Annotated in this window: 11 protein-coding genes; all 11 read right to left on the reverse strand. The window is 59.8% G+C overall.

Annotation, left to right across the window (positions count from 1 at the left end; translation table 11 throughout):
* Positions 1-3 precede the first annotated feature (3 nt).
* Positions 4-1,305, reverse strand: coding sequence for a flagellar hook protein FlgE (locus tag PYR71_RS01840; protein WP_275618017.1), 1,302 nt, complete (start codon positions 1,303-1,305; stop codon positions 4-6).
* A 127-nt stretch (positions 1,306-1,432) separates the two neighbouring features.
* Positions 1,433-2,104 carry a transcriptional activator Rem gene (gene rem, locus PYR71_RS01845; RefSeq protein ID WP_275618018.1) on the reverse strand — a complete coding sequence of 224 codons (672 nt, stop codon included), beginning with the start codon at positions 2,102-2,104 and terminating at the stop codon, positions 1,433-1,435.
* A gap of 280 nt (positions 2,105-2,384) precedes the next feature.
* The gene (locus tag PYR71_RS01850; RefSeq protein ID WP_409527250.1) at positions 2,385-2,969 is read right to left on the reverse strand and encodes a lytic transglycosylase domain-containing protein; all 585 of its coding nucleotides are present in this window, start codon (positions 2,967-2,969) and stop codon (positions 2,385-2,387) included.
* On the reverse strand, positions 2,890-4,329 hold the full coding sequence (gene fliK, locus PYR71_RS01855) for a flagellar hook-length control protein FliK (RefSeq protein WP_275618019.1): 1,440 nt from the start codon (positions 4,327-4,329) through the stop codon (positions 2,890-2,892). Before fliK ends, PYR71_RS01850 begins: the two co-directional genes overlap by 80 nt.
* Positions 4,326-5,621, reverse strand: coding sequence for a chemotaxis protein MotC (gene motC / locus PYR71_RS01860; RefSeq protein ID WP_275618020.1), 1,296 nt, complete (start codon positions 5,619-5,621; stop codon positions 4,326-4,328). Before motC ends, fliK begins: the two co-directional genes overlap by 4 nt.
* Before the next feature lie 10 nt (positions 5,622-5,631).
* A complete protein-coding gene (locus PYR71_RS01865; RefSeq protein ID WP_275618021.1) occupies positions 5,632-6,954 on the reverse strand; it encodes a MotB family protein in 1,323 nt (440 codons plus the stop codon).
* Entirely contained in the window at positions 6,951-7,580 is a 630-nt protein-coding gene (locus PYR71_RS01870) for a hypothetical protein (protein WP_275618022.1), read from the reverse strand. Before PYR71_RS01870 ends, PYR71_RS01865 begins: the two co-directional genes overlap by 4 nt.
* 200 nt (positions 7,581-7,780) lie before the next feature.
* A complete protein-coding gene (locus tag PYR71_RS01875; protein WP_275618023.1) occupies positions 7,781-8,743 on the reverse strand; it encodes a flagellin N-terminal helical domain-containing protein in 963 nt (320 codons plus the stop codon).
* A 298-nt stretch (positions 8,744-9,041) separates the two neighbouring features.
* Entirely contained in the window at positions 9,042-9,953 is a 912-nt protein-coding gene (locus PYR71_RS01880; protein WP_183914573.1) for a flagellin N-terminal helical domain-containing protein, read from the reverse strand.
* Between the two features lie 245 nt (positions 9,954-10,198).
* Positions 10,199-11,107, reverse strand: a complete 909-nt coding sequence (locus PYR71_RS01885) for a flagellin N-terminal helical domain-containing protein (protein WP_183914570.1) — start codon at positions 11,105-11,107, stop codon at positions 10,199-10,201.
* Positions 11,108-11,390: 283 nt separating this feature from the next.
* Complete coding sequence (locus tag PYR71_RS01890) at positions 11,391-12,296, reverse strand: flagellin N-terminal helical domain-containing protein (protein ID WP_183914568.1); 906 nt, start codon at positions 12,294-12,296, stop codon at positions 11,391-11,393.
* Positions 12,297-12,687 lie beyond the last annotated feature (391 nt).

A 12,687-nucleotide genomic window follows, 5' to 3' on the forward strand; every position in this document is an offset into this window, starting at 1 on the left:
TACTTATCTCTTGAGGTTGACGAGTACGTCCATGATGTCGGAACCCGTCTGGAACACTTTCGAATTGGCGGTATAGCTGCGCTGCGATTCGATCATCTCGGTCAGTTCGCCGGCGAGGTCGACATTCGAACCTTCGAGCGCGCCCGACTTGATCGTGCCGAGGCCGTTGGTCTGGGGAAAGCCGGTGACGGTGACGCCCGACTGGCCGTTGGCGCTGTAGACGTTGCCGCTCATCAAGGTCAACTTGTCCGGGCTTGCGACATTAGCGAGAGGGACGCGGTAAAGAGGCTTGGTGCTGCCGTCTTCATATTTGGCGTAGACGATGCCGTCGCCGTCGATCGTAACATCCTTGACCGGGGTCGCCGCCTGGCCGTTCGGCGTGCCGGTGCCGGAGAAGTCGGCCCCGAGCTGCGTCAACCCGGAGAAATCCATGGCGATCGTTTGGCCCGTCACGCCATCGGTGATGTTGACGGCGCCGCTCGAGGTCATCTTGCCGTTCGAGTCGAAGGTGAGCGTTCCGGTGCCGACTGCGCCGCCTGCGCTATAGGGGAAAGAGGTCGTGCCACCCACCGCCGCGTTGGCGTTGCGGAACATCGCCACTTCCCAGGTCGCAGCGGTGGCGGGAGGTGCGGGTGGCGGTGCGGCAGCCACCGATTGCTTGGTGAAATAAAAGTCGTACATCACCTTGTTGCCAAGACGGTCATAGGCGACCATCGAGACCTTCTTGGTGTCGGTCGTCGTGGTGGCGGCGTTCGCACTCGGCAGCGTCGCGGGAGCGACTGGAATCTTTGCGTTCGAATCGAGATTGCCTTTGAAGACACCCGATGTCGAGGCAATGGCGGTCAGGCCATCCTGGTTGACGTTGACGGGAACCAGGCCGTCGAAACCGTTGACGACGACGGCGGGAGAGCCGGAATCGTAGGAATAGCCCATCAGTTGGAAGCCAGCCGCGTTGACGAGGTTGCCTTCGTCGTCCTTTTGGAAGTCGCCGGCGCGGGTCAGAACCGGCGTGCCATCGGGACCTTGGACGATGAAGAAGCCGTCGCCCGAAATCGCAAGATCGGTTGTGGAGGTCGTGTAAGAAATGTCGCCCTGATCGGAGACGGCCTGGCGGACGGAGGTCTGAACGCCGCCGGAATTATAGTTTCCGCCCGAGGAGGGCAGGACCAGTGAAGAGAAGCTCGTCGACACGGCCTTGTAGCCGGTGGTGTTGACGTTGGCGATGTTGTCGGCGACGGTGCTGAGGCGGTTTGCCTGCGCGTTCATCCCCGATACTGCCGTCTTCATGCTGCCGAAAATGCTCATCTGAAAACCTCGTTTTACCTGTTAAGCTCGAGAGTATTTGCCGGGCCTTGCGTGAAGCTGTCTGTCATGGGGAGCAGCGAGGCCAGTCTCGAGGTTCCGCCGGGGCGCGGCCAGCCGGCCGGAAAAATCAGGCCCAATCGATGCAGTAGCCAAGGAAGCGCTTGGAATCGACCGGATCGATGCCGAGCTTCTTGCGCAGCTTCTTGCGCAGCTTCGAGATGTGGCTTTCGACGACGTTCTCCTCGACCTCTTCATCGAAGATGCCGTAGATGGCGTTGAAGATCTGAGTCTTGGTGACCCGGCGGCCGCGATTGGCGATCAAATATTCGAGGATGCGGCGCTCGCGCCGAGGCAGCGCAAAGACCTCGCCGTTGATCTCGGGATCACGACCATCCGAGAAGACGCGGATGCCGCCGATATCGGTGTAGTTGGCGATTGCCTTCAGCCGGCGCCGGATTGCGGCCGCCCTTGCGAGGATTTCGCGCGGATGGACCGGTTTGCGCACCACGTCGTCGACGCCGCAATCGAAAAGCGCAAGGGTGTTTTCGAGCGAGGGCTGGTCGCTGACCGCGATCACCGGCGCCATCGAGCGGTCCCGGATCGCCCGGGGCAGTTCAAAGCTGCGCTGGCCCTGACCGATCAAGAAGGCCTCGACCGCCGCAATATCCGAATCGGCGGCGGTCTGCACCCACTCGCCGAATTCCGATGGATCAAAGCCGGTAGAGGGAATGCCCTCCCGGCCAAACAGGGATGTGTATCCGTCTTTCACGAGCTCACGCTCATCAACCACTACGATCATTCGTCCGCCTCCGAATCAGTGTGGCACTTCGATGATCTATGGGTACGAATCGCGCGAATCGGCGACAACTCGTTAAAGTTAATGGCAGAAACTAATAATTGATTAAGATCCGTGTGGCGATTTGATCTACATATAGTGGCTGCATCTAGATATCCACACAAAAGTTTCGTGGAAAAGTTAACGAGAGGTTAAATGTGACTTGCACATCGGTTTAGCGCCGGATTCCCGCCACATTATGACACAGTTTCGTCACATTGCGGCTCTTCTACTTTTGATTGAATCAATTTTGACAGAAGTTACTCGCATTGGGAGTCCACTTACCGTAGCCAGTGGCCACCAAATTAGCGATGACGCGGCAGACATATTGCTTCTGCGCCGGGTTGTTATTGGGCCCTGCATGGTATCTGGCGACCGCCATCGTCCAGGTTTCATGACGGTCATGCAGGTTGCGGAGAAACTTCGCCGCATATTCGACGTTGCGATGTGGATCGAACATATCTTCGGCGGAAGCGAAATTCTCGCCGTGATAATAATGATTGATCTGCATGCACCCGATGTCGATGAGCTTCGCCCCGCTTCTGCGGGCGACATCGAACTGCCTCATCGCATCCTGTTCAGAGGGCGGAAAAATCGCCCTGCCTTCGACGTTCATGGCATAAGGATAGAGTGAGCCTTTACGACCCGTCTCCGTCAGGCCGACCGAATAGAGGATGCCGACCGGGATGCCGTATTTGGCGGCAGCCGACTGGATTTCTTGTTCGCAGGCACCGGTGGAAGCGGCTGCCTCAGAGGTAAACGCCGCCAGCGCCGCCCATGCCAGCCCGGCCAACAGGAACATCTTCAATACCGGTCTCGCCTGCGCCATTGAAGCCTCCATCCGTCCGTTGCGCCGTCTGATTGTGGCGCTCGCGCGCCGCTCCGCCCTGCCCCTGCTCGGGAAGCGACTGCTGCTGGGAGGCCTGCCCCTGGCTGCCCGCCTGGTTGCCGGCGTCGCCACGCTCGACGGGGGCCATGCTGATGGTGATGTTGTCGACCGCATAACCCTGACTGCGCAGCGCTTCGAGGATCTTGCCGTGATCTTCCTTCAGCTGCCTATAGGCTGCGCCAGTATCGACCTTGAGGTCGACGTTCAGGGCGTCGCCGGACAGGCGCATGGTTGCAGTCACCAGGCCAAGATCGATCGGGTTCATCTGGATCTTCAGCGTATTGACCACTTTGCCGGTGCTCGTCCATTCCGCCGCGTTGGATAGCGCTGAACCCGGCTCCATGGCGCGCGCCCATTCGGAATCGCCGGAGAGGGCGGCGGTGACGGCGGCGGAATTGTTATTCTGCGCCAAGCCGATATAGCGGCGCGATTCGAGGACGGAGACGTTTTCGATTTCGGCTTTCTTCGAGCCGTCCTTCGGCCCGGCCTGATCCGCACCTATGTGAACATCCATCGATACCCCGCGGCCGTCGGCGCGGCTGAGCCGGAAGGTTCTGCCGTCAGCGGCGTCGGCGTTCTCCGCCCCTGGAACCCCGATCTCATCCGCCTTGACTCCTTCGACATTGCCGCTGACGGCCGCCAGGGCGTCGGATGCGTGGCCGCTCGTTTTGGCGTCAGCTGCGGTCTTCTTGTCGACAGGCCCGACCTCCCCGGCCTTGGCGGCGGCGAGATGAGCCGCGGCTCCGGCCGGCAAGACGGCCGTCGCGTCGGCGGGCTCCTGCTTCAGAAGGCCGAGTACGTCCGAAATGCCGCCGTCATCGTACTCGCCGTCCGCATTCGCATCAGTTTTCGAGAGGTCACTCCTGGCGTGCTTGACGCCTTTGGCCACCTCCCCTGCTTCGTCGGCAGACGCATCCTTGGCATCGAGCTTGCCGAGATCGGCCGGCAATTTGCGCTGATCCTTTGCCGGCTTTGCGGCGGCCTTTTCGCCATTGGCGATCGTTTCCGGCTGCACCTCGGCCTGCGCCTTCAGCGCGGCGTCGCTGAGATCGATCAGCGGTTTGGCGCGGCTGCGGATCGTCCGCGCCACCTTCGCCGCGTCGCCATCGGCAACCGGGCCCTGATCCAGCTCCGCACCGTCGGGCGCGTCGTTGGCGGCGCTCCCGCTCGCCTTGGCAAGCACATCGGAGAAGTCGCCCTTCTGACCAGCGGCATCACCCTTACCAGCCGCTTTGGCGGATTTCGCGGCCGCGGCCGCCTCAGCACCAGAGGCTCCGCCCGAGACGCTCAAATCCATCATTGTTCGTTGCCTTCCTGCGCCAGAAGACCATCGATCGCGTCGAGCTTGGATCGGCTGGTCGTCACAAATGCGTTGAATGAGGGGTCGGTATCCTGGTTCTGGCCAGTCGATGCCACACCTCCCGGAACAGGCTCGGGATGCGCGCCTGGCGCTCCCGCTTGCATGGCTATCGCCGCAGCCTTGTCAGAAGTGATTTCTTGATGAGAAGTATTAGGATCGGATGCTTGCGTCAGGCTTGCCGGATCCGGCGCGCGCAGAATCTGCTCGGCGACGGATCGCGCCGCCGCCTGCAGCGCCTGATCCCGCGGCGAAAGCATTTCGCCGTTGATGCCGCTGACGTTCTTTGCCGCCTGATCGATATCCTCTGTGGGAAGGCCGGCCATGCCGCCGTAAAAATCCGCCAGCGGACCGAAGGCATTGTCGGTGCCCGCGCCAAGCAATTGCACATGTTCGACCGCCATGCGCGCCAGCTCGGGTTTGCCCGCTATCGCGGCAGCGCGGGCGATTCGCAGATAGACCTCGCGCTGGCGCGGGGCATCCATGAAGGAGAGGATATCGACAACATCCTGCGGTTTCACGTCGCGATCATTGGCGACGACGAGCTTGACGAAAAGATCGGCGAACTGGCTGGCATAGGGCGAATGCAGGAAGCGTCTGGCATAACGCTGCGAATAGGCGAGCCCCTTGTCGAGCATTCCCTTGTCGACGCAGATGGCGAGGGAACGGCGCAAGGCCGCCTCCTCGACGATCGTGCCCGGCGCGGCAAGACGCGCCTGGTCGTAGAGATCAAGCGCATCTGTCGGTTTCGTGGCGACCAGCACGTTGCCGCCGATCAGCGCCAGGTATGGACCGATCTTCTTGTCGCGATATTCCCTGGCGGTTTCCTCCAGCGTCTTGGCGACGAGCAGCCCCTTGCCGGTCAGATATTTGCGCAGCACATCGGTAACGCGGTTGTCGAAATAGCCGTCGACGTCATGGGCGATCAAATATTCGAGCGTCTGGGGATTGCCGCCGCTCATCGTATAGATCAGCGCCGCATCGACATTGCGGTCGTCATCGAAAATCTTTGTATCGGCCGTTCGCAGCCGCTCGTCGATAGTGCCCAGCATGAAGCGCTGCATTTCGCCGGCCGAATGATCGCCGGCGACGACGGAATCCTGCACGAACTGCAGCGAACGCAGCATCTTGTAGGGCGCGAGATCGTCCGGATCCTGCGCTTTTCCAGCGGCAGGCGAAAGCATCACCAGGCCGAGGGCCATAAATCCGAGGTAGCGATGCTGCCGACGCGCCATACGACTATCCCTATTCCGCCTGCACCAGGATCTCGATCCGGCGGTTGGCCGCGTTGAACGGCTCGTCGGGGAGCTTCAGCCGACGATCGGCGAAACCGGAGACCTGGGAGACGCGCGTCTCGTCCAGTCCGCCGCGCACGAGCATGTAGTAGGCGCTCTGGGCGCGATCCATCGAAAGTCGCCAGTTCTCATTCTGCCCGCCCTTGTATTGGCGCCCGTCCGTGTGGCCGCGGATTGCGACCGCGCCACCCCTCTCCTTCAGGACCGTCCCAATCTTTTCCATGGCGAGCACCATCTCCTGGCGCGGAACAGCCGAACCGACATTGAACATCGAATCGTCGTTCTGGTCGGAGATGCTGACCAGCAGACCGCCTTCGGCTGCCGTCACTGTAAGGCCTTCAGCGAGCTTGCCGGCAACACCACCGATCTGTTGCGCGATCTGCGCCTGAAGCTGTTCAGCTTCCTTCTTCTGCTGCTCTGCCTCAGTTGCGCTCTTGTCGGTTTCCTTCTGATGCTCGGCGTCCTTGCGGGCTTCCGCCTTCTTCTCCTCAGGCGCCTTTCCGTCCGTCGCCTTGCCGTCCTTGGCCTCGGCGGCGCCTGTCGTTTCCTTGGTCTCCATGGGTTCCTTACCTGGCTTCTGATCGGCTGCCAAAGGCACCGGCTTCATATCCTCGGCCTTGGCGATCTCCGTCGTCTCGCTCTCGGTCGCCTGCTCCTGGCTCTTGCCGGGCGGCAAGGGTTTTCCGGCCGTTGTCACCTCGACCTGCTTCGTCCAGAAATCCGGATCGAAGGGATCGCGATAGGCTTGCCCGCCCTCGGCGCCGGTGGCAGGGCCGGAATCGGCCGCGCCGCCATCGCCCTTGGCACTGACATTGGCCTGCTGGCCGACCTCCTGAGCGATCTCGGCGAGAACCGAATAGGGATTCTCGAAGAAATCGGCCTCGGAATAATTGGTCTGGTCGCCTGAAGTCGATGTCTGGTCGTCACCATCGGCGGCGGACTTGCCCTCGGTCGGATTATCTTCCTTCTGTTTCGACTTTTCCTTCTTCTCCTCGCCCTCGGCATGATCGACAGGCTTCTTCAGGCCTTTCTCCGTCGGCTTTTCGTCGGCAAGCTTGATCGGATTGAAATAGGTCGCAACCGCCGCCTTGGTCTCCTCATTGGCGGCGTTGACCAGCCACATGACCAGGAAGAAAGCCATCATCGCCGTCATGAAGTCAGCATAGGCAATTTTCCACGCACCGCCGTGGGCACCATCGTGATCACCGCCGCCGTGCCGCTTGACGATAATGATCTCGTTTCTGCCGTGGTGATGGTTTTCGCCGTCGCTCATTCGAGAACTTTCTTCAAGCTGGCCGCCCAGGCGGACATACGGGTGACGATGACGGATTCACCGATTTCGACGGCTAGATCGACATCGTCGGCCTCGATGTGTCGAACCGCCGCAGCATGTTTGCCGAGCTCGGCCTTCAATATGTCGAAGAGGCTGGTCGGCCCCCTGACGACGATCGGTCCGGCCGCGCCTTCGAGAATCGCTTCCCGCAGCAAAGCGGCGAGACTTTCGGCAGCCTTGGCCGCAAGCGCTTCCGTCATGACGGGCGCAATGGCCGTGGCCGCGCCTGCGCTGACGAGCTGAGCAACTTCTTCGGCGATATCGCGGACGCGGGATGCAATGACCGCCGCCGCCTCCACTTCATAACGAATCTTCAGGTCCTCGAGCTCGCGCGCATGGACCTCAGCCAGAGCGCGCGCCTCGCTTGCGTATTTCTCGGTCAAATCAGCGGTCGCCGCGGCATGGCCTTGCGCATAGGCATCGCGACGCTCCGCCTCGACGTCGACCGGCGGTTCGCTCGGCGGCTCTGGAAAAACATCTCCCGCCAAATTGTCGAGATCGATAATCGGCGCTGACGGTTTCGGTTCGCCGAAATCCTTCAAATACCGAGAAAGCGAAATGCTCATTGAAACCATCCAGCATCCGGGAGACACGCGGCATGCTGCCCCCCGTCAAAATGACCTTGCGCGCGACATGTCCTTCGCAGCGAACAAGGGCCTGACCTTGCGCCGGCACGATTTCGGACGATGCCTTCATGCCGGAAACTAGGAAGTCAAACTTGCGCGAGGATGAATGGCGCCACTGCCATCGGTAATCGCGCCCAGCTCTATTCCAGCAGAATGAGGATCTTGCTTGCTGCCGTGTTGAGGATCGAGATCGCTTCGACGGCCATCTGCTTCTGCGTTTCGATCGCCTTCTGGCGGATCGAAGCCTCGTCCATATCGGTGTCGACGAGCGCACCGACGCTCTTATCGATCGAATCGGACAGATCGGCGGTGTAATCGATTTGATCGTCGATACGCGCCTTCATCACGCCAATCGAGGCTGATGTCGTCGTCAGCGAGGAGAGCAGAGAGTCGGTCACATCAAGCATGTCGGCGAGTTGGGCGTCGGTGGTGTTCTTGTCGATCGCGACTTCCGTGCCCGTTGCCGGCGTCGTCGAATCGGCGTCCAGCAGGTAATAGTTCCGCGGTCCCGTGCCGCTATTGTTGATCGCCTGGGCATCGATTGCCTTGGTGAACAGGCCGCCGCTCGCATTGTTCTTGTCGATGAGGATGGTCTGCGATGAGGGGAAGTCGATGCTCTGAGCCTGGTATTCGCCGGTCGAGGCGCGAACGAAGCCCGAAATGACCGACCAAGTCGGCGGCGCTGCCTTGTCACTGTTCAGCAACCAGTTTTCGCCGGCAAAGGACGTCGATTCGACGACAGTCTTCAACTGCTCCTTGTATTCGCTGATCTCGGCGTTGATCTTGTCCTTGTCGGTGCCAGGTTCTCTTGCTGCAACGAGCTTGGCGCGGATCTGGGTGACGAGATCGATCGCCGAAGTCATCGCCGTATAGGTCGCATCCACCTTGGCGGCGCCGAGACCGAGCGCGTCGCCGATCGTGCCGAGATTGGTGCTGTCCGAGCGCATGACGGTCGCGACCGACCAGTAAGAGGCATCATCGGCGGCCGTCTCGATCCGATATCCCGAAGACACTTGTTGCTGGGTCTGGCTGGCTTCTTTGTTGATGCTGCGCAGCACTGCAAGTGCATTCACCGCGGCCGCGCTGGTAATCTTAACGGTCATCGACAGGGTCTCGGAATAAGATAAAAGGGCAGGCCGGGTTGCCGGCGGCGACTGAAGTGGCCTCATGCCTCCGGCGAAATTTCACCGGGTGTCGCAAAAGCAAATCAACTCAAGGTGAAGTTAACTCGATATCAACCTGTTCGGCAAGAGCGACGCTGCGAGCTCGGCAAGCGGATCGTCTCGCAAGTCAAGCAGTTGATATTAAAGAAATAACCGCGCCGTTTCGGGCGCGGTCCGGAAGATTTCCTGCTTGCGGCCGAACGGCGGCGCAAGATTCGGTCCAGCTTCAGCGGCTGATTTAGCTGCGGAACAGCGTGAGAATATTCTGCGCGCTGGAGTTGGCGATCGATAGCGACTGGATCGCCAGCTGTTGCTGGGTTTGCAACGCTGTCAGCTTGCTCGATTCCTCTTCCATATCGGCATCCACGAGACGGCCGACGCCCGAGTCGATCGAATCGCTGAGCGCGCCGACGAAGTTTTCCTGCAATTCGATACGGGTGGAAATCGAACCAAGCTGGGAGGCCGCCTTGGTCATCGCTTCCAGACCGGCCTCGATCGAAGTCAGTGCCATGGAGATCTCAGCCGAACCGAAGGTGCTGATATCCATCGAGTAGATCGAGCCGATGGTGCCGTAGGACGTGCCGATGATGCCGGAACTCGTCTCGATCGTGCCAGTCGAGGTCATGCCAAAGAGAACGTTACCCGTGGAGCTCGTGTCCAGGATGTAGTCCGTCGTCTTGACCGAGACATTGCCGTTGCCGTCGCGCACGAAGGTGGAAACCACGCTCTTGGTGCCGTCAGCGCCGGCAACCCAGTTTTCACCGGAGAAGGAAGCCGATTGCGCGATGCTCAGGAGCTGCTGCTGCAACTGGCCGATTTCTTCCTGGACCTTGGTCTTATCGACGCCCTTTTCTGTTGCCGCGACGATCTTCGCCTTGATCTCGCTGATCACGTCGATGGCGCTGTCCATGGCGGAGTAAGCGGTGTCGACCTTGGCGGCGCCGAGGCCGAGCGCATCCGAGACGGCGGAAAGCGCCTTGTTGTCCGAACGCATGGTCGTTGCGATTGACCAGTAGGCGGCGTTGTCGGACGCTTTTTCGACGCGATAACCCGACGATACGCGGTTCTGCGTAGCCTCGAGGCCGTCATTGATTCCGCGGAGTGTCTGAAGAGCGGCCATCGCCGCAACGTTCGTCAAAATGCTGGTCATGAAATGATTGCCCCTTGTTGGCAAATGGAAAAAAGGGACATTCCGGATAGCTACCGGGAACGGGGACCAGCCTCATGCCTGTTAACCGGTTTTTAAATTTGGTTAACCCGCCGTCTCGTTGACCAGAGAAAACAGCATTATGGTTAATCGATCGTTAACGGAAATAAAAAAGCCGCGCTCCATCGAAGCGCGGCTCGATTGTGTGGCGCCGCCGGAGATCGGCGGGCCGATGTTTCCGAGAGCTATTAGCCGCGGAACAGCGACAGGATGGTCTGCGACGAGGAGTTCGCGATCGACAGCGACTGGACGGCCAGCTGCTGCTGGGTCTGCAGAGCGCTGAGCTTGGAGGATTCTTCTTCCATGTTGGCATCGACGAGACGGCCAACACCGGAGTCGATCGAGTCGCTGAGAGCCGACACGAAGTTTTCCTGAAGCTCGATGCGCTTGGAGATCGAACCGAGAGCAGCACCGGCGCTGGTCATGGACTTCAGGGCCGATTCAACGTTGGTCAGAGCGGTCTGGATCTGGCCGAGGGTGAAGTTGGTGATGTCCATCGCGTAGACGGAACCGGTCGCACCATTCGAGGTGCCGAGGATGCCCGTGGAGGTTTCGACCGCGCCGTTGCTCATGCCGAACAGAACGTTGCCTGCGGAGCCGTCGTCGAGAATGTAGTCGGTCATCACGACCGAAACGGCGTTGGAGCCGTCACGGACGAAGGACGCAACGACACTCTTGGTGCCGTCAGCGCCGGCAACCCAGTTTTCACCGGAGAAAGAAGCCGACTGAGCGACGCTCAGGAGCTGCTGCTGCAGCTGGCTGATTTCTTCCTGGACCTTGGCCTTGTCGACGCCGTTTTCAGTGGCGGCAACCAGCTTGGCCTTGATGTCGCCGACGACGTCGATGGCGCTGTCCATGGCGGAGTAAGCGGTGTCGACCTTGGCGGCGCCAAGACCGAGAGCGTCGGAGACGGCGGACAGAGCCTTGTTGTCCGAACGCATGGTCGTTGCGATTGACCAGTAGGCGGCGTTGTCGGAAGCCTGGCCAACGCGATAGCCGGACGAAACGTGAGCCTGGGTCGTCTGGAGACCCTGGTTGATGCCACGGAGAGTCTGGAGGGCTGCCATTGCAGCGTTATTGGTGTTGATGCTCGTCATAGTTTGCTTGCCCCTTGTTGGCAGATTTTAAGAAGGGACATTCCGGATTTTCGGCCGGCCCACAGCGATCAGCATCATGCCTGTTAACCATTGTCGTTAAGGTCAACTCGCCGTTTCGATCGGGCTAGAAAACAGCAAGATGGTTAAGGAAAACTAAATCGGAAATGGAAATAGTGTAAAAATATCTGAGACTTAGAAAGTTTTTTATTAACCTTATATTAAAACATTTCGCGGCCGGGGATAACCCGGCCGCGAAACTTGGAAACCTGGTGCCGACCGCTTTTTAGCGGAAGAGCGACAGGATGTTCTGCGAAGAGGAATTCGCGATCGACAGCGACTGGATCGCCAGCTGCTGCTGGGTCTGCAGAGCGCTGAGCTTGGAAGATTCTTCTTCCATGTTGGCATCGACGAGGCGGCCGATACCCGAGTCGATCGAGTCGCTGAGCGCGGAGACGAAGTCGTCCTGGCTGTCGATGCGCTTGGAGAGCGAGCCGAGAGCAGCGCCGGCGCTGGTCATTGACTTCAGAGCCGCCTCAACATTGGTCAGAGCCGTCTGGATCTGGCCGGCGGTGAAGTTGGTGATGTCCATCGCGTAGATCGAACCGGTCGCACCATTCGAGGTGCCGAGGATACCCGTGGAGGTTTCGACTGTGCCGTTGCTCATGCCGAACAGAACGTTGCCTGCGGAGCCGTCGTCGAGAACATAGTCGGTCGTGGTGACCGAAACGGCGTTGGAGCCGTCGCGGACGAACGAGGAAACGACGCTCTTGGTGCCGTCAGCGCCGGCAACCCAGTTTTCGCCGTTGAAGGAGGCCGACTGCGCGATGCTCTTCAGCTGCTCCTGCAGCTGGCTGATTTCTTCCTGGACCTTGGCCTTGTCGACGCCGTTTTCAGTGGCGGCGACCAGCTTGGCCTTGATGTCGCCGACGACGTCGATGGCGCTGTCCATTGCGGTGTAAGCGGTATCGACCTTGGCGGCACCCATGCCGAGAGCGTCGGAAACAGCCGAGAGAGCCTTGTTGTCCGAACGCATGGTCGTTGCGATCGACCAGTAAGCAGCGTTGTCCGAAGCCTTTTCAACGCGGTAACCAGAAGAAACGTGGTTCTGCGTGCTGTTGAGGTTCTGGTTGACGCTGCGCAGCGTCTGCAGAGCAGCCATTGCGGAAGAATTGGTGTTAATGCTTGTCATAAATCTGTCCCCTGGAAACTAGATACAAAAAGGAGGACATACCGGACTGTAGTACCGGCGATGACGGACCAGCTTCATGCTACTTGGCGCCTGTTTGTTTGGCCCAAACCCGTCATGTCCAGGGCAATCTCGCAGCCATTGCTTGCCAACTTCTTAAAAATCTAGGTGTCGTGCCGGCGCCTTCCATCGCATAGTTAATATCGGCTGAATCTGTTTCTTCGCATGCTAACATACCGGGAAAGAAACCGTTTCCCCTCCCGAAAGGAAGCGTCTTCATCAGACGCACCGGTTTCAAGCAAGCTTCGGATGGCAATGTGGCAGGTGCCGGGATAGCACCATCGGATCATCCGACCGTTTTCGGGGAGGACGGTCCGTGCCTACGCCGGGCGAT

Origin of the sequence: Rhizobium mulingense, assembly GCF_029194105.1 — a bacterium.
Classification (GTDB): Bacteria; Pseudomonadota; Alphaproteobacteria; order Rhizobiales; family Rhizobiaceae; genus Rhizobium; species Rhizobium mulingense.

Bases quoted from the DNA above. Each gene is read 5' to 3' on its own strand.
- PYR71_RS01890 (WP_183914568.1), bottom strand. From the start codon at position 12,296: ATGACAAGCATTAACACCAATTCTTCCGCAATGGCTGCTCTGCAGACG.
- PYR71_RS01870 (WP_275618022.1), bottom strand. From the start codon at position 7,580: ATGAGCATTTCGCTTTCTCGGTATTTGAAGGATTTCGGCGAACCGAAA.
- fliK (WP_275618019.1), bottom strand. From the start codon at position 4,329: ATGATGGATTTGAGCGTCTCGGGCGGAGCCTCTGGTGCTGAGGCGGCC.
- PYR71_RS01840 (WP_275618017.1), bottom strand. From the start codon at position 1,305: ATGAGCATTTTCGGCAGCATGAAGACGGCAGTATCGGGGATGAACGCG.
- rem (WP_275618018.1), bottom strand. From the start codon at position 2,104: ATGATCGTAGTGGTTGATGAGCGTGAGCTCGTGAAAGACGGATACACA.
- PYR71_RS01875 (WP_275618023.1), bottom strand. From the start codon at position 8,743: ATGACCGTTAAGATTACCAGCGCGGCCGCGGTGAATGCACTTGCAGTG.
- PYR71_RS01885 (WP_183914570.1), bottom strand. From the start codon at position 11,107: ATGACGAGCATCAACACCAATAACGCTGCAATGGCAGCCCTCCAGACT.
- motC (WP_275618020.1), bottom strand. From the start codon at position 5,621: ATGGCGCGTCGGCAGCATCGCTACCTCGGATTTATGGCCCTCGGCCTG.
- PYR71_RS01865 (WP_275618021.1), bottom strand. From the start codon at position 6,954: ATGAGCGACGGCGAAAACCATCACCACGGCAGAAACGAGATCATTATC.
- PYR71_RS01880 (WP_183914573.1), bottom strand. From the start codon at position 9,953: ATGACCAGCATTTTGACGAACGTTGCGGCGATGGCCGCTCTTCAGACA.
- PYR71_RS01850 (WP_409527250.1), bottom strand. From the start codon at position 2,969: ATGGCGCAGGCGAGACCGGTATTGAAGATGTTCCTGTTGGCCGGGCTG.